Source organism: Bradyrhizobium sp. Ken51, assembly GCF_055807435.1.
In genome coordinates, this window is record NZ_JBVVPB010000014.1 from 17,177 (window position 1) to 36,894 (window position 19,718).

20 protein-coding genes are annotated in these 19,718 nt (G+C 64.5%); 8 read left to right on the forward strand and 12 right to left on the reverse strand.

Features of this window, described 5'->3' with window-relative positions; translation table 11 throughout:
• Positions 1–5: 5 nt before the first annotated feature.
• Positions 6–1,655, reverse strand: a complete 1,650-nt coding sequence (gene ettA / locus AC0L27_RS22915) for an energy-dependent translational throttle protein EttA (RefSeq protein WP_027519709.1) — start codon at positions 1,653–1,655, stop codon at positions 6–8.
• Between the two features lie 232 nt (positions 1,656–1,887).
• On the opposite strand from ettA, the gene AC0L27_RS22920 reads away from it, so the two are divergent.
• Both AC0L27_RS22920 and AC0L27_RS22925 read left to right on the forward strand, forming a co-directional pair.
• A complete protein-coding gene (locus AC0L27_RS22920) occupies positions 1,888–2,103 on the forward strand; it encodes a hypothetical protein (RefSeq protein ID WP_275169192.1) in 216 nt (71 codons plus the stop codon).
• Positions 2,104–2,206: 103 nt separating this feature from the next.
• The gene (locus tag AC0L27_RS22925) at positions 2,207–3,169 is read left to right on the forward strand and encodes a D-2-hydroxyacid dehydrogenase family protein (RefSeq protein ID WP_354205175.1); all 963 of its coding nucleotides are present in this window, start codon (positions 2,207–2,209) and stop codon (positions 3,167–3,169) included.
• A gap of 4 nt (positions 3,170–3,173) precedes the next feature.
• Here AC0L27_RS22925 and AC0L27_RS22930 read toward each other — a convergent pair whose 3' ends face one another.
• Positions 3,174–4,142 carry an NAD-dependent epimerase/dehydratase family protein gene (locus tag AC0L27_RS22930; RefSeq protein WP_473320460.1) on the reverse strand — a complete coding sequence of 323 codons (969 nt, stop codon included), beginning with the start codon at positions 4,140–4,142 and terminating at the stop codon, positions 3,174–3,176.
• A gap of 156 nt (positions 4,143–4,298) precedes the next feature.
• Positions 4,299–5,489, reverse strand: coding sequence for a L,D-transpeptidase family protein (locus tag AC0L27_RS22935; RefSeq protein ID WP_275169686.1), 1,191 nt, complete (start codon positions 5,487–5,489; stop codon positions 4,299–4,301).
• Positions 5,490–5,810: 321 nt separating this feature from the next.
• Here AC0L27_RS22935 and AC0L27_RS22940 point away from each other — a divergent pair, with 321 nt between their 5' ends.
• Complete coding sequence (locus tag AC0L27_RS22940; RefSeq protein WP_354205171.1) at positions 5,811–6,653, forward strand: hypothetical protein; 843 nt, start codon at positions 5,811–5,813, stop codon at positions 6,651–6,653.
• 2 nt (positions 6,654–6,655) lie between these two features.
• Here AC0L27_RS22940 and sseA read toward each other — a convergent pair whose 3' ends face one another.
• The 3 genes from sseA to AC0L27_RS22955 form a co-directional block, all read right to left on the reverse strand.
• The gene (gene sseA / locus AC0L27_RS22945) at positions 6,656–7,513 is read right to left on the reverse strand and encodes a 3-mercaptopyruvate sulfurtransferase (protein ID WP_275169200.1); all 858 of its coding nucleotides are present in this window, start codon (positions 7,511–7,513) and stop codon (positions 6,656–6,658) included.
• Positions 7,514–7,645: 132 nt separating this feature from the next.
• On the reverse strand, positions 7,646–8,059 hold the full coding sequence (locus AC0L27_RS22950; protein WP_473320463.1) for a rhodanese-like domain-containing protein: 414 nt from the start codon (positions 8,057–8,059) through the stop codon (positions 7,646–7,648).
• A 45-nt stretch (positions 8,060–8,104) separates the two neighbouring features.
• Positions 8,105–9,280 carry a vWA domain-containing protein gene (locus tag AC0L27_RS22955; RefSeq protein WP_473320465.1) on the reverse strand — a complete coding sequence of 392 codons (1,176 nt, stop codon included), beginning with the start codon at positions 9,278–9,280 and terminating at the stop codon, positions 8,105–8,107.
• 123 nt (positions 9,281–9,403) lie between these two features.
• Between AC0L27_RS22955 and AC0L27_RS22960 the strand changes: the two genes are divergently transcribed.
• Together AC0L27_RS22960 and AC0L27_RS22965 are read left to right on the forward strand one after the other, a co-directional pair.
• On the forward strand, positions 9,404–9,649 hold the full coding sequence (locus tag AC0L27_RS22960) for a GlsB/YeaQ/YmgE family stress response membrane protein (protein ID WP_007613712.1): 246 nt from the start codon (positions 9,404–9,406) through the stop codon (positions 9,647–9,649).
• 104 nt (positions 9,650–9,753) lie between these two features.
• Positions 9,754–10,596, forward strand: coding sequence for an AAA family ATPase (locus tag AC0L27_RS22965; protein WP_473309036.1), 843 nt, complete (start codon positions 9,754–9,756; stop codon positions 10,594–10,596).
• Between the two features lie 409 nt (positions 10,597–11,005).
• Here the strand turns inward: AC0L27_RS22965 and AC0L27_RS22970 are convergent, their stop codons facing one another.
• The 4 genes from AC0L27_RS22970 to AC0L27_RS22985 all read right to left on the reverse strand — a co-directional run bounded on the left by AC0L27_RS22970 (position 11,006) and on the right by AC0L27_RS22985 (position 15,275).
• The gene (locus AC0L27_RS22970) at positions 11,006–12,652 is read right to left on the reverse strand and encodes a GMC family oxidoreductase (RefSeq protein WP_473320467.1); all 1,647 of its coding nucleotides are present in this window, start codon (positions 12,650–12,652) and stop codon (positions 11,006–11,008) included.
• Positions 12,653–12,668: 16 nt separating this feature from the next.
• Complete coding sequence (locus AC0L27_RS22975; RefSeq protein ID WP_275169207.1) at positions 12,669–13,262, reverse strand: GNAT family N-acetyltransferase; 594 nt, start codon at positions 13,260–13,262, stop codon at positions 12,669–12,671.
• A 117-nt stretch (positions 13,263–13,379) separates the two neighbouring features.
• A complete protein-coding gene (locus tag AC0L27_RS22980) occupies positions 13,380–14,306 on the reverse strand; it encodes an SMP-30/gluconolactonase/LRE family protein (RefSeq protein WP_354205164.1) in 927 nt (308 codons plus the stop codon).
• A gap of 135 nt (positions 14,307–14,441) precedes the next feature.
• Complete coding sequence (locus AC0L27_RS22985) at positions 14,442–15,275, reverse strand: AraC family transcriptional regulator (RefSeq protein WP_354205162.1); 834 nt, start codon at positions 15,273–15,275, stop codon at positions 14,442–14,444.
• 177 nt (positions 15,276–15,452) lie between these two features.
• Here AC0L27_RS22985 and AC0L27_RS22990 point away from each other — a divergent pair, with 177 nt between their 5' ends.
• Positions 15,453–16,556: a mandelate racemase/muconate lactonizing enzyme family protein gene (locus tag AC0L27_RS22990; protein WP_354205160.1), complete on the forward strand. Its 1,104-nt coding sequence runs from the start codon at positions 15,453–15,455 to the stop codon at positions 16,554–16,556.
• A gap of 9 nt (positions 16,557–16,565) precedes the next feature.
• Here the strand turns inward: AC0L27_RS22990 and AC0L27_RS22995 are convergent, their stop codons facing one another.
• Positions 16,566–16,922 (reverse strand): hypothetical protein, encoded by a 357-nt coding sequence (locus AC0L27_RS22995; RefSeq protein ID WP_354205158.1) that lies wholly within the window; start codon positions 16,920–16,922, stop codon positions 16,566–16,568.
• A gap of 182 nt (positions 16,923–17,104) precedes the next feature.
• Here AC0L27_RS22995 and AC0L27_RS23000 point away from each other — a divergent pair, with 182 nt between their 5' ends.
• Positions 17,105–17,329: a hypothetical protein gene (locus tag AC0L27_RS23000; protein ID WP_027570609.1), complete on the forward strand. Its 225-nt coding sequence runs from the start codon at positions 17,105–17,107 to the stop codon at positions 17,327–17,329.
• 278 nt (positions 17,330–17,607) lie between these two features.
• Here AC0L27_RS23000 and AC0L27_RS23005 read toward each other — a convergent pair whose 3' ends face one another.
• Entirely contained in the window at positions 17,608–18,264 is a 657-nt protein-coding gene (locus tag AC0L27_RS23005; RefSeq protein WP_275169214.1) for a glutathione S-transferase family protein, read from the reverse strand.
• A 171-nt stretch (positions 18,265–18,435) separates the two neighbouring features.
• On the opposite strand from AC0L27_RS23005, the gene AC0L27_RS23010 reads away from it, so the two are divergent.
• Positions 18,436–19,659 carry a polyhydroxyalkanoate depolymerase gene (locus tag AC0L27_RS23010; RefSeq protein ID WP_275169215.1) on the forward strand — a complete coding sequence of 408 codons (1,224 nt, stop codon included), beginning with the start codon at positions 18,436–18,438 and terminating at the stop codon, positions 19,657–19,659.
• Positions 19,660–19,718 lie beyond the last annotated feature (59 nt).

Below are 19,718 nucleotides of genomic sequence, written 5' to 3' on the forward strand. Positions count from 1 at the left end.
TGAGATCACCGCGTCAGCTTCTTGTACTTCACGCGATGCGGAATGATGCTGTCCTGGCCGAGCCGGCGCATCTTGTCCTTCTCGTAGTCCTGGAAGTTGCCCTCGAACCATTCGACATGGCTGTCGCCCTCGAAGGCCAGGATGTGGGTCGCGATGCGGTCGAGGAACCAGCGATCATGGCTGATGATGACGGCGCAGCCGGCGAAATCCTCCAGCGCCTCTTCGAGCGCACGCAAGGTGTCGACGTCGAGGTCGTTGGTCGGCTCGTCGAGCAGCAGAACGTTGGCGCCTGATTTCAGCATCTTCGCAAGGTGCACGCGGTTGCGTTCACCGCCGGAGAGCGCGCCGACTTTCTTTTGCTGGTCGGCGCCCTTGAAGTTGAACGACGAACAATAGCCGCGCGAATTGACTTCCCTCTTGCCGAGCAGGATCAGCTCGTTGCCGCCGGAGATCTCCTCCCACACGTTCTTGCTGCCGTCGAGCGCGTCGCGCGACTGGTCGACGTAACCGAGATGAACGCTCTCGCCGACCGTGATGGTGCCCTTGTCCGGCTGTTCCTGCTTGGTGATCATCCTGAACAGCGTGGTCTTGCCGGCGCCGTTGGCGCCGATCACGCCGACGATACCGCCGGGCGGCAGCTTGAAAGTGAGATCGTCGATCAGCATGCGATCGCCGAAACCCTTGCTGAGCCCTTCGAAGTCGACCACGTTCTGACCCAGGCGCTCGGCCACTGGAATCGTGATCTGCGCGGTCTGGGTCTGCTTTTCGCTCGCCTGTTTCAGCAGTTCGTCATAGCGCTGATAGCGCGCCTTGGATTTAGCCTGGCGGGCTTTCGGCGAGGATGCGATCCATTCCTGCTCGCGGGCCAGCGTCTTCTGATGCGCAGCGTCCTCGCGGCCCTCCTGCTCGAGCCGCTTCTGCTTCTGCTGCAGCCAGGACGAGTAATTGCCCTCGTAAGGGATGCCCTTGCCGCGATCGAGCTCGAGAATCCAGCTCGTGACATTGTCGAGGAAGTAGCGGTCATGGGTGACGATCAGGATCGCGCCGGGATAGTTGCGCAGATGGCCTTCCAGCCACGACACCGATTCCGCGTCGAGATGGTTGGTCGGTTCGTCCAGCAGCAGGAGCTCGGGCTGATCGAGCAGCAGCTTGCATAGCGCGACGCGGCGGCGCTCACCGCCGGAGAGTTTCGACACGTCGGCATCGTCGGGCGGACAGCGCAGCGCGTCCATGGCCTGGTCGACCTTGCTGTCGAGATCCCAGAGGCCCTGGGCCTCGATCTCGTCCTGCAGCTTGGTCATCTCGTCGGCGGTCTCCTCGGAGTAGTTCATCGCCAGTTCGTTGTAGCGATCGAGGATGGCCTTCTGCTTGGCGACACCCAGCATGACGTTCTCGCGCACGCTGAGAGCCGGATCGAGATGCGGCTCCTGCTCGAGATAGCCGACGCGGGCGCCCTGGGCGACCCAGGCCTCGCCGTTATACTCCTTGTCCAGGCCGGCCATGATCTTGAGCAGCGTCGACTTGCCCGAGCCGTTGACACCGAGCACGCCGATCTTGGCGTCCGGGTAGAACGACAGATGGATGTTATCGAGCACCTTCCGGGTCGGGTAGCTCTTGGTCAGGCCCTGCATGAAATAGATGAACTGGCGCGCCATCGGTCCCGAAAACCTTCGATTTGAGGAAATTTGCTTGCCGCCGATGTAGCGATCCCGCCCCCAAAGGGCAATGTTTTCCCTCCGTTCACCACGGATGAATACGGGACGGACACCATCCCGCCGCCGATCCGGACAATTGAAACCATCTTTTAATAAATCAGGCCAAAGCTCGGTTTCGCGCGGAAACAGCGCCACCCGCTCAGAATGAACGGGAGCACAGCGAGACAGCGTCATGGCCATGATCGAGACCAATTCCCTTCCCGTTCCGGCGGAAGCCGGCAGCGCCTCCGCGTTCGCCTCGGAGATCAAGGGCTTCTGGAAGCGCTTCTTCGCCACCGCTTTCAACCCCTACCGGCCCGAACTGCATTACATGCGCGGCCCCGGCCCCGCCTGGCGCGCCAAGCACGGCATGAATGCGCCGATCCGGCTCAAGCCCCGCGACCTCTGAGCCTCACCACCTGTCGGACTTTTGAAGACGCGAACGGCTTGCGCACGGTCCTGATTGCGCGCAACCATGGCCTGGTTCCACCTCTCGCCATGGAAGAACGCTGATGACGCGGCTGCGCTGTGCAATTCTCGACGACTATTTTAACCTCGCCCTCGATGTCGCCGATTGGCAAAGCCTGTCCGACCGCATCGACGTCACCGTGTTCAGCCATCCCTTCGCCTCCGAGCAGGCCGCGGCGAGCGCGCTGGCCGATTTCGAGATCGTCTGCGCGATGCGCGAACGCACCGCGTTCCCCAAGAGCCTCTTCGAGAGCCTGCCGAAGCTGAAGCTGCTGCTGACCTCAGGCATGCGCAACGCCTCGATCGACATGGAGGCCGCCAAGGCGCGCGGCGTCACCATCGGCGGCACGCAATATTCACGAGATCCGACCGCGCCCCTCACCATGGGCCTAATCCTGGAACTGACCCGCGGCATCGGCCGCGAGAACGCGCGCATGCATGCGGGCGAGCCATGGCAGGCCTTTGCCGGCGTCGAGATCGAGGGATTGACGCTCGGCGTCGTCGGGCTCGGCAAGCTCGGCAGCAAGATGGCGGGCATTGCGAAGGCGTTCGGAATGAACGTGATCGCCTGGAGCCCGAACCTGACCCCGGAGAAGTGCAAGGACGCCGGCGTCGGCTACGCCACCAAGGAGGAGCTGTTCGCCAAGGCCGATATCGTCAGCATCCATGTGGTGCTGAGCGAGCGCTCGCGCGGGCTGGTCGGGGCCGCCGATCTCGCGCGGATGAAGCCGACGGCCTTCCTCGTCAACACCGCGCGCGGGCCGATCGTGGACGAGCAGGCGCTGCTCGAGGCGTTGCAGCAGAAGAGGATTGCAGGCGCCGGCATCGACGTCTTCTCGGTCGAGCCGCTGCCGACGGACCATCCTTTCCGCAAGCTCGACAATCTCGTGCTGACGCCGCATCTCGGCTACGCCACCGAGGATGGCTTGCGCATCCATTATGGCCAGATGGTCGAGGCGATCGACGCCTTCACCAAGGACAGCGAGTTGCCGCGGAAGCTGGCCTGAAGCCTCAGGCCGCCGAGCGGTGGCTGGTGGGCTGCCGTGCCGCATCGGCAAAGCCGCCGCGCCAGGAGGCATGCGCCGGCAGCCAGCCGAGCTCGCGCTTGGCCTTACCGTTGGATGCTCCGCGCACCTCCGTCATCATTGCAACCATGTGCTCGCCCGCAAGCAGGCGCCCGAGCCAGGCGGGAATGTGACGCGGCGGCTTCGCACCAAGCAGTTTGGCCAGCGCGGGCAACCAATCCTTCACCGGCGCCGGATGATCGTCGACGATATTGTAGATGCTGCCGGCGCGTCCGCGTTCGAGCGCGGCAAGCGTGGCAGAGGCGGCATCTTCGGTGTGAATGAACGACCACGTGCCGCCGCCATCGCCGATCACTGGCACACGCCGGTGACGCAGCTGGTCGATCATCGCCGGCGAGAGCGTTCCGGTGCCAGGTCCATAGAAGAATCCATAGCGCAGCACGATGCCCTCCGGCTTCGTCGAAGCGCTGACGCTTCGCTCCAGATACCGGATTGCCTCAAGCGTGCGTCGTAGCTCTCGCGGCGGATGCGGGTCGAGCTCATCGGTCTCGGTCTTCACCGTTCCCCCGGCGCGACTGAAGGTCCAGCCGCAGAAGCTTTGCGCGATGAAGCGCCTAGCGCCGGCCTCGCGTGCGGCGTTGAGCAGATTGTCGGTTCCGCGGGTGCGGAGCTCGTTGGTTCGCTTGAAAGCCCGATCGAAATGCCGGAGGTCCGTAGCAGCCGCGAGATCTGTCATCTGGTGGATGACGGCGTCGGGCTTTGCCGCAATCACCGCAGCGCGCATACTGTCGGCATCGAGGCCGTCGGCGACGACCGGCTCCGCACCCAATCGCCGCACAAGCTCTGTTTTCGCCGCACTCCGTGTCGTGCCGATCACCGAATGACCCGCGGCGACCAGCGCCGGAACAAGATACTGACCGACCGCGCCGGTCGCGCCCGCAACAAGGATGCGCATCCTGTGCTCCTCAATTCGTTGCAATCCTCCCGGACGTAATCGAGGTGCGGAGCCGTTCAAGCATGCGCAAGCGCGACATGCGCGCATGGGTCAAATGACGACGGCGCGTGACCGAAGATCACGCGCCGTCATCAGATCAATTCTTGCGAAGCCGGTTCAGCGCACGGTGACGGGCGCGGGCAGCGGCGGCACCACTGTCGGCTGGGTGCCTCCGACCGGGCCGGCCTGCGCAGCCATCGGCGCGGGGCCGGCAGCGCCGGGCACGGGCGCGGCGGATGCGGTCGCAGTTCCCGGCGGCGGACCACCCGGCATCACCACCACGCGGGTGCCGACCTTGACGCGATCGAACAGGTCGGAGACGTCCTCGTTCAGCATGCCGATGCAGCCGGAGGACACGAACTTGCCGATCGTCGAGGGCTGGTTGGTTCCGTGAATGCGGTAGACGGTCGAGCCGAGATACATGGCGCGGGCGCCGAGCGGATTGCCGGGACCGCCGGCCATGAAGCGCGGCAGATAGGGCTGGCGCTCGATCATCTCAGTCGGCGGATGCCAATCCGGCCACTCGGCCTTGCGGGTGATCTTCTGCACGCCGGTCCAGGTGAAGCCGTCGCGGCCGACGCGAACGCCGTAGCGGATCGCACGGCCATTGCCGAGCACGTAATAGAGATAGGTGTTCGGGGTATCGACAATGAGCGTTCCGGCCGGCTCCTTGGTCGCCAGCGAGACCTCCTGACGGCGCAGGTTCTGCGGCAACTGCGCCGGAGCGGCGTCGGGCTGCTCTTCGGGCGGCAGCGAGGCGATCGCCATCGGCCGGCCGTCGGCGCCAACGGGCGGCTGACCGGCCTGGACCGTTCCGGTCGCGCCGGGACCACCGACCGCCTCCGGCGGACGCAGGCCGTCACTGCCGGGCGCCTGACCCGGACGATCGGCGTAGATCACCGCAGGCGGGCCGGCGGGGCGGCCGTAGCGCGGATCGTCGGGCGACGTCACGGGACCCTGCGGCGGCGCGGCCGAGTACACGGGGGCGCCTGCGGGACGGCCATAACGGGGATCATCGGGCGACATCACCGGACCCTGCGGCGGCGCGGCGGAATACACCGGGGGAGCGCCGGCTGGACGACCGTAGTAGCGCGGATCCGGGCCGGGCGGCGGCAGCGCCGCCTGCGGCATCGAATCGTCTTCATCGTCCATAGCGTCGAAGTTCGGCGCGCGGTCGCCGGGCCGATATTCGGCCGGCGCGCCATAGCTCGGCGCCTGCTGGACCGGATAGCTTTGGGCCTGCGCGAGCGAGGTTCCCGCCGCAGCGACTGTTGCGGCAGCGCATATCGTCAGAAAATGTTTGATCATCATCGCTCTTGTATAGTCCCCGGGCCCCGTCCGGACCGTTAACGGCCAGATGACCGAAGATAGCGGCACATTCAAGACATTGCAGGCGGATTTGTGCCTGATTTGCCGATTTGTGATCCGCAAGACTACCGTTGCCTCCTTGCATCACGGGACGAAAATCAGCCCACGACTGAGATTGCCGGAGTCGCCGGCTCCGTTTTTTACGGAACGGCGGGGAATCGTTGCGGTATGTTCGAATCAGCCTGATTCGCCCCCGCTTTGAGCTTCGATCCCCGCGTGGCGAACGCGGCAAGCAGTACCGTCACCGCGTTCAGATGGCTCATGGGCCCTGGCCACTTCGCCGCCGGGGCGGAAATTCGCAATCCCTCGATGCTTCCCGGCTTTCGCTTCCTGTTTGCCGCGATCCTGCTGTCAGCTTCCATCCTGGTATTCGGCCTGGGCGCCGCCGCGCTGCTGCGGGCCAGCCACGAGCAGTATGTCAGCAACCCCTCCTGGCGGAATGGTCCGCAGGAGCAGGTGTTTGCACAAGCTCCCGAGCCGGCCCAGCCCGTGCTCGCGGTTCTGCGCGCCGAGCCGGAAGCAGCCACCGATCCGGCGCCGTCGCTGCGTGACCAGGTGCCGACGATCGGATTACCGGCGAACGAGCCCGAGCCGGTCTTCGCGCTGACGACCGAGACCGACCGTCAGCCGCCGCAGGTCGTTGCAGCTCCGGCTGACGTCCCGACCGAACCGGCCAATGCGGAGACCAAGGCCGAGACGACGACGGACGACGCCACGCCGGTCTCAAGCAACACGCTTACTCCGGCCGACGCCAGCGCATCCATCGCCGAGACCAAGCCCGTTTCGATCGCTCTCACGAGCAAACCAGCACCTACCGCCCCCAGCGGAGCCTCGGCTTCGTCCTCGTTCGACATGGCGAGCGCGAAGTTCGCCGCATTGAACGACCCGGCGACCACGGCCTGGAAGGATCCGCCTGCGAAGGCCAAGGCCGACTCTAAGGCCGACAGCAGTTCGCCGGAGAGCAAGGCGACCAAGCCGCGGGCGCATCGCGTGAAGAAGCGCCGCCGCATCGTCCGGCGTCCGCCGCCGCCGGTTCAGCAACTCGATCCGTTCGGGCAGCCGCAACCCACGCTCGCCGCAACGACCACGCGCGCACGTCAGTAAGGTTACGCCGGGCCGGTTGCGATCGGCGGTCCCTTTTCCTGGCCCCATTCCGACCACGAGCCGTCGTAGAGCGCGGTGTCGGTGATGCCGAGGCGATAGAGCGCCAGCGTCAGCACGCCGGCAGAGACCCCGGAGCCGCAGCTCGTCACGATCGGCGCATCGAGCCTGACACCGGCGTTCGTGAAGGCGGCGCGGAGATCATCGAGTGGCTTCATCGTGCCGGTCGCGGCATCGAACAGGAGATTGTAGGGCACGTTGCGCGCGCCGGGGATATGGCCGGAGCGGATGCCCGCGCGCGGCTCCGGCGCCCGGCCCTCGAACCGGTCGGCGGCGCGCGCGTCGATCACCTGCTCGGCACGGCTTTCGATGTTGGCGATCAATTGCTGCATGCTGCGCACGCGCTTTGAATCATAGCTCGCCTTGAATGTCGCTGGCTTCGGCTTGACCTCGCCGCTCTCGACCGGACTCCCCTCGGCGCGCCACTTCTTCAGGCCGCCATTGAGGATGCGCACATTGCCATGGCCGAAAGCCAGGAACATCCACCACGCGCGGGGAGCAGCGACCCAGCCGCCGGCATCATAGATCACGACGGTGTCGGCATTGGAGATACCGAGTTGGCCTGCGTCGCGACCGAACTGCTCGGCGGTCGGATACATGTGCGGCAGCGGGTTGGAATGGTCCGAGACCGCATCGACGTCGAAGAACACCGCGCCCGGCAGATGCGCGGCGAGATAGTCGTCCTTCGGCAATGGCAGCACGCCGGGTAGTTTGAAGCTGGCGTCAAGCACCTTGACGTTGGCGTCGTTGATGTGGGCGGCGAGCCATTCGGTGGAGACGAGGGGATCGGTGGGGGTGGTCATTAGGGTGCTCCGGCAATTGTCTCAGTCGTCATGCCCGGGCTTGTCCCGGCCATCCACGTTCTTGCGGCGAAGACGTGGATGCCCGGGACAAGCCCGGGCATGACGGAGTGTGTGGCGAGAGAGGTATTCACCTCATCCCTTCTTCTTCGGCTCCCACTGCTCCACCGGCCCGCCGGCGTCGCGCCAGGCGGCGTAGCCGCCGGTGATGTGGGCGACGGGCTTGAGGCCCATGTCCTGCGCGGTCTTGGCGGCGAGCGCAGAGCGCAAGCCGCCGGCGCAATGGAACACGAACTTCTTGTCCTCCTGGAACACCGGCTTCGCGTAAGGGCTCTGCGGATCGATCCAGAATTCGAGCATGCCGCGGGTGCAGGCGAACGCGCCGGGGATGCGGCCGTCGCGCTCGATCTCGCGGGGATCGCGGATATCGACGATGACGACGTCGCCGTTCTTCGATAGCTCGATGGCGTCCTTGGCGGTGAGCGTTTCGATCTCGGCATTGGCCTCGTCGATCAGCGCCTTGATGCCGCGGGTGATGGTCTGGGGCATGTGGTTCTCCCTCTTGTTGTCATTCCGGGGCGCGCGGAGCGCGAGCTAGTGTGTCAATTCCTTCATCGCACCCTCGAGCCCCTCGATCGTGATCGGATACATGCGGTTGGCGAAGATGCGTTTGATGATCGTGGTGGATTCCGAATAGTCCCAGTGCTTCTGCTGCACAGGATTGAGCCACACCGAATGCGGATAGGTGCGGATGATGCGGTCGAGCCAGACCGAGCCGGGCTCCTCGTTGACGTGCTCGACCGAGCCGCCGGACACCATGATCTCGTAGGGCGACATCGATGCGTCGCCGACGAACACGATCTTGTAGTCGTGCGGGTATTTATGCAGCACGTCCCAGGTCGGGGTGCGGTCGGTGAAGCGGCGCTTGTTCTGCTTCCACACGCCTTCATAGAGGCAGTTGTGGAAGTAGAAATACTCCATGTGCTTGAACTCGCTCTTCGCAGCCGAGAACAACTCCTCGACCTGCTCGATATGCGCGTCCATCGAGCCGCCGATATCGAAGAAAACCAGCAGCTTCACCGCGTTGCGGCGCTCGGGCCGCATGTGCACGTCGAGATAGCCGTGATTGGCGGTCTCGCGGATGGTGGTGTCGAGATCGAGCTCGTCAGGCGCGCCGGTGCGCGCGAACTTGCGCAGGCGGCGCAGCGCCACTTTGATGTTGCGGATGCCGAGCTCGACATTGCCGTCGAGATCTTTGAACTCGCGCTTGTCCCACACCTTCACGGCGCGGTTGTTGCGGTTCTTGTCCTGGCCGATGCGAATGCCTTCGGGATTGTAGCCATGGGCGCCGAACGGCGAGGTGCCGGCGGTGCCAATCCATTTCGAGCCGCCCTGGTGTCGACCCTTCTGCTCCTCGAGGCGCTTCTTCAGGGTCTCCATGAGCTTGTCCCAGCCCATGGCCTCGATCTGCTTCTTCTCTTCGTCCGTCAGGTATTTCTCGGCGAGCTTCTTCAGCCACTCCTCGGGGATCTCGGCCCCCTCCATGGCGTCGAGCAGGCTTTCCAGCCCCTTGAAGACGGTGCCGAAGACGCGGTCGAACTTGTCGAGGTTGCGCTCGTCCTTCACCAGCGAGGTGCGCGAGAGATAGTAGAAATTCTCGACCGAGTAGTCCGCGAGGTCAGCGTCGAGCGCCTCCATCAGCGTGAGGTATTCGCGCAGCGTCACGGGGACCTGCGCATCGCGCAGAGAAGTGAAGAATTGCAGGAACATGGGTGACAGATTGCCCGTCGGGGGGCGAACGTCAAGGGGCGGAGGCCATCGCTCTGCGCTGGACCGGGAGGCTTTTTGCTCTAGAATTGGCGGTCTCACGGGGTTGTTTTGGGGACGTTTGCAATGGGAATTCTCGCAGCGCTGATCATTGGCGCGATCGCAGGCTGGCTTGCCGGCAAGATTGTCCATGGGGCGGGATTTGGGCTGATCGGCAACATCGTCGTCGGCATCATCGGTGCACTTGTGGCCAGCTGGATTCTGCCTCAGCTGCATATCCAGCTCGCAACCGGCACGGTCGGGGCCATCGTGGATGCCACGATCGGCGCGGTGATTGTGCTCGTCATCCTTTCGCTGATAAAACGGGTCTGAAAGCCTGACTGAACCAGGAACGGCCGCCACGCGCGGCCGTTCCGTTTGTTGGACCAGGGGGCCGAAACTGGAATCCCTGGGACGACGACCAACAAGGACGCACGATGAAATTTACCGGCACCAAGGACTACGTTGCGACCGACGATCTCAAGGTCGCGGTCAATGCCTCGATCGTGCTGGAGCGCCCGCTGCTCATCAAGGGCGAGCCCGGCACCGGCAAGACGGTGCTGGCGGAGGAAGTGGCGAAGGCGCTGAGCGCCCCGCTTCTGACCTGGCACATCAAGTCCACCACCAAGGCACAGCAAGGCCTTTACGAATACGACGCGGTGTCGCGCCTGCGCGACAGCCAGCTCGGCGATGCGCGCGTGTCCGACATCAAGAACTACATCAAGCGCGGCAAGCTGTGGGATGCCTTCACCGCCGAGCAGCGCCCGGTGCTGCTGATCGACGAGATCGACAAGGCCGACATCGAATTCCCGAACGATCTTTTGCTCGAACTCGACCGCATGGAATTCCATGTCTACGAGACCGGTGAGACCATCAAGGCCAAGCAGCGCCCGATCATGATGATCACCTCCAACAATGAGAAGGAGCTGCCGGACGCGTTCCTGCGCCGCTGTTTCTTCCACTACATCAAGTTCCCCGACGCCGATACCATGACCCGGATCGTCGATGTCCACTTCCCCGGCATCAAGAAGCGGCTGGTCGAGGAAGCCTTGCGCATCTTCTTCGAGGTCCGCGAGGTGCCCGGCTTGAAGAAGAAGCCGTCGACCTCGGAGCTGCTCGACTGGCTCAAGCTGCTGCTCAACGAAGACATGAGCGTCGAGCAGTTGCGCGAGCGCGATCCGCGCAAACTGATCCCGCCGCTGCACGGCGCGCTGCTCAAGAACGAGCAGGACGTGCATCTGTTCGAGCGGCTGGCGTTCCTGAGCCGGAGAGAAGTGTAGGTTCGAGCGCACTCCGCTGCCGCCCCACCTTCCGGTGTCATTCCCCGCGAAGGCGGGGAATCCAGTACGCCGCGGCTTCTCGACTCAATCATAACCGCCTCTGGAATACTGGATCGCCCGGTCAAGCCGGGCGATGACACGGAGAGTGTGGCGCACTCTCTCCACCTCGTCATTGCGAGCGCAGCGAAGCAATCCAGACTGCCTCCGCGGAAAGATATTGGATTGCTTCGCTGCGCTCGCAATGACGGAGCAAGGGCGAGCATCGCCCTCTCCAACTCGCGCTTCAAACCGCGAGGGGCGCACGAAGGTCGAGCGAGATGGGGCCCCGGCTCTGCAGCGCACCGCTGCACGGGACGATGCTTCGCATCGCCGGGGAAGCGCTGCGCTGCGTCCGGGGCACGAGACGTTGCTACGCCACCGCCGCGTCCGGCACGCGTGCGGCTTCCATCGGCTGCTTGCCGCGGATCAGGTCCGAGGCGCGGTCTGCGATCATCATGGTTGAGGCATTGAGGTTCGCCGAGATCATGCGCGGCATCACTGACGCGTCAATCACGCGCAGCCCCTCCAATCCGTGGACGCGGAGTTGGTCGTCGACCACCGCCCAGGTGGAATCCGCCGGGCCCATGCGGCAGGTGCAGCCGGGGTGGAAAGTGGTGGTGCCGCGCTCGGTGGCGGCGGCCAGGAACTCGTCGTCGGTGTTGATGTTGGGACCCGGGAAATCCTCGTAGGCGTAATAGGGCGAGAGCGGCGCGCTCTTCAGCAGGCGCCGTGCGAGCTTCATGCCGCCGACGATGACGCGACGGTCGAGCTCGGCGTCGAGATAATTGGTCTGGATGATGGGCGGCGCGAACGGATCAGACGAACGGATGCGGACATATCCGCGGCTCTCGGGGCGCTGTTGCCAGGACGCGACGGTCATGCCGGGCTCGTCCTCGAGCTGGCCCTGCACGCCTTCCTTGTAGCTCGCCGGTGTGAAGGTGAGCTGGAGATCGGAGCTCTCCGCACTCTCGCCGGAATGCCAGAAGCAATAGACCATGGTCGGCGACAGCGACAGCAGGCCTTTGCGCGCCGTCGCCCATTTCATCGCCTCGACCCAGAGACGCCAACCGCGACGAAGCTCGTTGATGGTCCTGATGTCTTTGACGCGGGCAACCGTACGCGGGGCGTAATGATCTTGCAGGCCTTCGCCGACCGGCAGCGCGTGACGCACAGCAATACCGTGGGCGCCGAGCAAATCAGGCGAGCCGATGCCGGAGAGCTGCAAGAGCTGCGGCGAATTATAGGTGCCGCCGGAGAGGATCACTTCCTTGTTGGCGCGGACCTCAACCGGCGTGCCGCCAGAGCCGCCCTTCATGTAGCGCACGCCGACGGCGCGCTTGCCTTCGAAGATAATCTCGGTCGCGTGCGCGTGGGTGTGGACATGCACATTCGGCCGCTTCATCGCGGGCTTGAGGAATGCGGTGGCGCCAGAGACGCGCAGGCCCTTGTCGATGGTGCGCTGGCAGTAGGAGACGCCTTCCTGGGTCTTGCCGTTGTAGTCGGGGTTGCGCGGAATGCCGAGGCTCACCGCGCCTTCCATGAAGGCTTCGCAAAGCGGATCGCGCCAGTTCATGGTGGTGACCGTGAGATTGCCATCGCGGCCGCGATAAATGTCCTCGCCCTCGCCGACGCGTTTCTCCAGCCGCCGGAAGTAGGGCAGCACGTCGGCATAGCCCCAGCCGCGATTGCCCATCTGCGCCCAGGTGTCGAAATCCATGCGCTGGCCGCGATTGTAGATATGGCCATTGATCGAGGACGAGCCGCCGAGCGTCTTGCCGCGCGGCGCATAGATGCTGCGCCCGCCGGTCCAGGGCCCGACCTCCTGCTGGTAGGCCCAGTTGATACTCTTCATGTGGAAGGTCTTGATGAAGCCGGCCGGCAGATGGATGTAGGGATGCCAGTCGCTCGGGCCCGCCTCGAGCACGCAGACGCTGGTAGCGGGGTCTTCGCTCAGCCGGCTGGTGAGCACGCAACCGGCGGAGCCCGCGCCGACGATCACATAATCAAATCTTTCCATGGTGCCTCGGCCGCCTCTAGCGCGGCTTGTCGTTGAGTTGATAATTCAAATGCGTTCGCACCGTCGGCCATTCGGCCGCGGTGATGCTGTAGACCACCGTGTCGCGCAGCGTGCCGTTCGGCGCGACCTGGTGGCTGCGCAGGATGCCGTCCTGCTTGGCGCCCAGACGCTCGATGGCGCGGCGGCTCTGGTGATTGAAGAAGTGGGTGCGGAATTCCACCGCGATGCAGTCCAGGGTTTCGAAGGCGTGGGTGAGCAGCAGCAGCTTGCACTGCGTGTTGAGCGGACCGCGCTGCGCGCTCTTGCCATACCAGGTCGAGCCGATCTCGACGCGGCGGTTGGCGGCATCAATGTTCATATAGGTCGTCATGCCCACGATCTTGCCGCTGCCATCGAGCACGGTGAAGGGGAGCATCGAGCCCGCGGCCTGAAGACCGAGCCGGCGGTCGATTTCCTTGCCCATGTTGTCCGGCGTCGGAATCGCGGTGTACCAGATGGTAGAGAGCTCGCCGTCCTTCACGGCCTCGATCAGCCCCTCGCGGTGCTGATGCGACAGCGGCTCCAGACCGGCATGCTGTCCGCGCAGGGTGATGGGATCAGGCCAGGGCATTTGAAACTCTCTCCTTTGTCATTGCGAGGAGCGAAGCGACGAAGCAATCCATACTGTCACCGCGGACGCATTCCTGGATTGCTTCGCTTCGCTCGCAATGACGGTCACTAGCACCGTTTATTTGTTTAGGAAATTGAGAGGCAATCCGCCGCGCGGCCAGTCCATGGCGATCAGCTCGCCCTTGCCTGAGAGCGTGATGTAGGCGGTCTTCAGCTCGGGGCCGCCGAAGGCGATGTTGGTGGTGACGCGGTCGCCGGTCGGCACCTGCTCGACCAGGGTACCGTCAGGCGCGATCACCGAGATGCAGCCGGAGACGAGGGTGGCGACGCAGACATTGCCGTTCGCTTCGACCGCCAGCGAGTCGAACATCTGGTAGCCGCCGAGGCCGCAGATCGGTTTGCCCCGCTCGCCGCGATAGATCACATCGCGCGGCTTGAGCGTGCCGGGCGCGGAGAGCTCGTAGGCCCAGAGCCGACCGGTGGGCGTCTCCGCGATGTAGACGGTGGCCTCGTCCGGCGACAGGCCGATGCCGTTCGCCGGCAGTATGCCGTGCACGACCTCGACGATCTCCTTCATGCCAGGCTTGAGATAGTACATGCCGCCGACGTCCATCTCGCGTGCGCGGCGCTTGCCGAGATCGGAGAACCAGAGGCCGCCCTGCTTGTCGAACACCAGATCGTTCGGCCCCCGCAGATCGTGCTCGCCGCAACTGGTCACGACGGTTTCGATTTGGCCGGATTGCAGATCGACGCGCTGGATCGAGCCGCCGAGATAATCGTCGGGCTGCGGACCCGGCATGATCATGTTGCGGGTCGGAATCCAGGAGAAGCCGCCATTGTTGCAGATGTAGATCTTGCCGTCGGGGCCGAGGGCCGCGCCGTTCGGGCCGCCCGGAATCTTCGCGACGATCTCCTTGCGGCCGTCGGGATGGATCCGGGTCAGGCGCTGGCCGCGGATTTCCACCAGCACCACCGAGCCGTCCGGCATCACGACCGGTCCTTCGGGAAATTCGAGGTCGGTGGCGAGAACGCGGACGTTGGACATGTGGGGACCCTCCCGGCTGCTTGTTATGACTTGCACGGGATGTCCGGCACGGGCCCCACACGCAAGATTGCCTGCGGTTATGACAAAGTCGCCGGGGCTTGCCAAGCAAGCGGGATGGTATGCCAGCGTTGCGCGCTAATCTCGCACGGGTATCCAAATCTCCAGGCCGCCATTGCCGGTGGCGGGATCGAATTTTTCATCGTAGCGTTCGAAGTTCGGCGCATCGGCAGCCTTCAGGCCGGAGGCCGGCAGCCACTGATTCCAGATCGCGTTGACGGTGCGCCTGATCGAGGCGACGTGGTCGGCGTGGGTGAACACCGCATAGCGCTGCTCGGGGATACGGATGCGGCCGAAGCGGCGCGGCAGCTCGGAGAAATCGTCGACCTCGACGCCGGCGATGTAGTCGAAATTGCCGGCATCGTCGCCGTTGCAGCAGACGCCATAGGCGACCGATCCTACGCGCACGGGAATGTCGGCGACCTCCTGGTGGAAGCGCTGCCACAGTCCAGGAATGGCCGCGCCGTTGTCGCAGGAGATGCGCTCGTTGATGCCTGCGACGAGGAAGGCCTTTGTGGTTTCGAAGCGCGGGGCGGCGAGCTTGTCTGCGATGGTTGAGTCCATGAGGATCGGCTCCTGAAGCTTGAGATGACCGGCGCATTGCGCGGCACGGACCGCTTCGGGCGTGGTGCCGAACTGGTCGCGGAACGCGCGGGTGAATGCTTCGTGCGAGCCGTAATCCGCCTCCAGCGCCAGCGACAGGATGTCCGGCGCGCCGTTCGCAAGACTGCGCGCCGCTTCGGTCAGCCGCCGCGCGCGCACGTACCGCATCACCGGCAGCCCGGTGGCTGCGGCAAACGCGCGCACGATGTGGAACCGCGACACGCCCGATATCGTAGCGATCTCGTCGAGCGTCATCGGCTCGGCCAGATGGCTCTCGACATACCAGAGCGCGCGCTGGGCTGGGTTCATGGCGTTTCTCGTTCGAAGCGCGACCATGATGCACGGAAGTCCGCGGGTTTCGCTTGATCGGTGTTGCGGTCCCGCAAGAGGATAACGCCGGAGCAGCCACTGGCAACGTCCGGGCGTTCATGGCTACACTCGGGACATCCTTGAAACCGCTCACCAGAAAGCAGGAGGAACCGCGTCATGAAAGTCACCGACGTGCGGGCGCACCATATCCGCATCCCCTATGACGCCGGTGTCGCGAGCTTCCGCCAAGGCGCCTCCGCGATCACCGCCCTTGACATGGTGATGGTCGAGGTCAGCACCGACGCCGGGCTGACCGGCTGGGGCGATGCCTTCGCCTATGTCTGCCCCCGCACCACGCGCAGTGCCGTCGAGGAAATGATCGCACCCCAGGCCCGCGGACTGGAGGTTCCCGATGCCGCCGGCATTCCTGCGGTGATGGAGCAGATCCAGCGTAATCTGCATCTGTTCGGGCGTTACGGCATCACCATGTTCGCGATCTCCGGGCTCGACATCGCGCTGTGGGACCTTGCCGCCAAGATCAAGGGCCTGCCGCTGCACCGCCTGCTCGGCGGCACCAGGCGCCCGGCCATTCCGGCCTATGCGAGCCTGTTGCGGATCGGTTCGCCCGACAACATCGCTGCCGAATGCAGGAAGGCGCTCGCCCTCGGCTATGGCGCCATCAAGCTGCACGAGACCACGGCACCGGCGGTGTTTGCCGCGCGCGCGGCGATCGGGCCCGGCATTCCGCTGATGGTGGACATGAACTGCCCGCTGTCAGGCGAAGAGGCGATCGCGTTCGCCAGGACATGCCGCGACGCGCAGCCGATGTTCCTGGAGGAGCCGGTCTGGCCGCCGGAGGATTTTGCGGCGCTCGCCGAGGTCCGCAGCAAGGGCGGGCTCGGCGTCGCTGCCGGCGAGAACGCCTGCACGGAATATCAATTCCGCCAGATGATGGATGCGGGCGCGGTCAGCCACGCCCAGCCGTCGGTGATCAAGGTCGGCGGCATCACGCAATTTCTCAAGGTTGCGGCGCTCGCAGATCGGCTCGGCGTCAAGATCGTTCCGCACTCCCCATATTTCGGCCCCGGCCTGCTGGCGACCTTGCATCTCCTGGCGGGGCGCGGCGACGGGTTGGTCGAGATGTTTTACCTCAAGCGCGAGGCCTGCCTCTGGGGCGGCCGCGCCGATGTCGATGCCACCGGCCATGTCGCGGTGCCGACCGGACCTGGACTCGGCTATGAGCCCGACCGAAGCGTGATGGAGCGATATCGCGTCGCCTGAGCGCGGCGCCTATTTCGCCGCATCCTTCGGCGGCGGCGCATCCTGTTTCTTCTTCACATCCTCCGCGGTCTTCGCCTGCGCGGCCTGGAGATCGCCGAGCATCTTCTGCAAGCCGGCCACCGTCGTCTTCAACGCATCGATCTGGCGCCCCGCGGCATCCAGCTTCTGCTGGTGATCGAGGTTCAGCTTGGTGATAGTCTTCTGGAGGAAGTCGACGTTGCTCTGGAGGCAGCTGGTGCGGCGCTCCATGGTCTTCTCGACGGTGCAGATCTCGATGCCGGGCACGTCCTGCGCGCGGACCGGCACAATCGCCAGCGTAGCGAGCAGCAACATCGCGAAACAGACGCCGGCGCTTCGAAGCAGCATGCAAGTTCCTCGTCAAATCAATCACGGCAATGTGCGCTTTTTGCACGCCGCCTGTCGAGGCTACCACACTCGCACCGCATTCTCGCGTTGAGCTTGCAGCTGTTCCCTCGGACGGGGAGCGATGATCTGCACGCGGAGGAAATGGGCGCTCCTTCTGCGGCTTTGTTTAGGGGAGTTTTTTGATGGCAACGCGCGACAGACGACTGGCGGAATTCGACGGCGCCGGAGAACCGCCGCCTGGCCTTGCAGTCGAAGTGCTGTGCGAGGACCACAGCGGGACTTATCAGCTGCCGTTCGCCTGCCGCTATGTCGAGGGACGCTGGCAGAACCACGCGGCCGGCGTCGCGGTTGAAGCTACCGTCATCGGCTGGCGCGTCCCGCGCATGAAGCATTCGGGCGTAGCCTGAGCACCGGCGTCTGTCTCAAAATGCAACGGTGCCGCGTCCCGGCTTAACCTTCGGAACGCGGCCCGAACGAATCACGTCCGAATCAGCCGTAGGTCCCTGTACGCGTCTGTTCACGGCTAGATGTCGCAACTGGCCAGCGCGCGCATACAATATCTGCGCAGCACGTGAGCAGGCTTAGCCAGCTACGGGCGTCAAAAGTTAACGGCTTCAATGACATGACTGCGGGATGCGGCGGCTGGATGTTCGCTCCCAAAACAGGCAGATGGCACCCGGCCTGCCTAATATTCGACCTCGAGCTCCTCGATCTCGGCCGGCTCGTCCTTGGCCGCCGCGATCCATTCCTTCATCTCCGGCATGGCCATGATGGTATCGGCATAAGCCTGCAGCTGCGGCTCGAGCTTGACGTTATAGGTCACGAAGCGTGTCACCACCGGGGCGTACATCGCGTCAGCCATGGTACGGGTCTCGCCGAACAGGAAGGGCCCGCCCGATTTGTCCAGGCAGTCGCGCCAGATCGCCCAGACGCGATCGATGTCGGCCTGCGCGCGCGACCAGATCTTGAAGCCGGGGAAGTGCCCCTTCAGGTTGACCGGCAGCGAGGCGCGCAAGGTGGTGAAGCCGGAATGGATTTCGCCACAGATCGAGCGGCAATGCGCGCGCTGGATGCGATCCGCGGGCAACAGCCCGGCGTTCGGCATCGCCTCGTTGAGATATTCGGCGATCGCCAGCGTGTCCCAGACGATCGCGCCCTCGTGCCGCAGGCACGGCACCAGGATCGACGACGACAACAGCAGGATTTCGGCGCGCGCCGACGCGTCGTCCGGCGCGGTGACGATCTCCTCGAAATCGAGCCCGGAAAATTTCGTGAGCAGCCAGCCACGCAGCGACCAGGACGAATAGTTCTTGCTGCTGATGGTCAGTGTCGCCTTCGCCATGTGGCCTTCCCTCACGCCTGTGACTCGCACCCTGCCGGACTCTGCGGGAGTGCGCACCGCCTGTGCTTCCCGCGAAAAGAGCAGCAAGCGACGTGCCAATCTTGAGGGCGGCCCATCCCAGGTTTGGCTCCGATATTGCATAGCAGCACGGGGACAGGTGGGCGTTTCAGTATGATGTCGATGTATTATCAGGCCTTTCAGAACCATATGGACCTGACGGCGCCGTGGCGGTCGGGGGCTTCGTCCGCACTCAGATTCCTCAATCTGGTGCCGCAGGGCTTGTCGGATCAGGTCGTCGGCCGTCTGTCGGCCGCGCTTGAGCTGATCTCCCGCTCCACCCTCACCTACCACCGCCCCGCCTACGGCATCGACAGCGTCATGGTCGGCAATCGCGAAGTCGCCGTGACCGAGGAGATCGCTTACGCGACCCCGTTCGGCTCGCTGCTGCGTTTCAAGAAGGAGGGCGTGGGCGAGCAGCCGCGCATGCTGCTGGTGGCTCCAATGTCCGGCCATTTCGCGACGCTGCTGCGCGGCACCGTGAAGACGCTGCTGCAGGATCACGATGTCTACATCACCGACTGGCACAATCCGCGTGACATTCCCCGTAGCGAGGGCCGTTTCGGGCTCGACGACTACACCGAGCATCTCATCGACTTCCTCGGCCAATTGGGCCCGCGCCCGCATATGGTCGCGATCTGCCAGCCCTCGGTCTCGGCGCTCGCGGCCGCCGCGATCATGTGCGAGGGCAACCATCCTTCACGGCCGGCGACGTTGACGCTGATGGCCGGCCCGATCGACACGCGCATCCAGCCGACCAGGGTCAACGAATTCGCCAAAAGCAGGCCGATCGACTGGTTCGAGCAGAACCTGATCAACTACGTGCCGGTGCAGTGCCGCGGTGCCTTGCGGAAAGTCTATCCAGGTTTCGTGCAGCTCACCGCCTTCGTCTCGATGAATCTCGAGCGCCACATCAAGCAGCACATCGATCTCGCCGATCACATCGCCAAGGGCGAGAAGGAGAAGGCGGCCAGCATCAAGACCTTCTACGACGAATATTTCGCCGTGATGGATCTGCCCGCGGAATTCTACATCGAGACGGTCCGCGACGTGTTCCAGGAGCACCTTCTGCCCCAGGGCAAGCTGATGCATCGGGGACGTCCGGTGAACACCAAGGCCGTCAGCCGCATGGGGCTGATGACGGTCGAGGGCGAGAAGGACGACATCTGCTCGATCGGCCAGACGCTGGCCGCGCAAGACCTCTGCACCGGCGTGCGCGCCTACCGCCGCGTCCACCACATGCAGGCCGGCGTCGGCCATTACGGCGTGTTCTCGGGCAAGCGCTGGAATAACGAGATCTACCCGCTGCTGCGGGATTTCGTGCACGTGAATTCGTAACCCGTCAGCCCCTGGCCCGTACGTCACGAGCGAACGCGCATTGCAGTGAGGCGACCGGA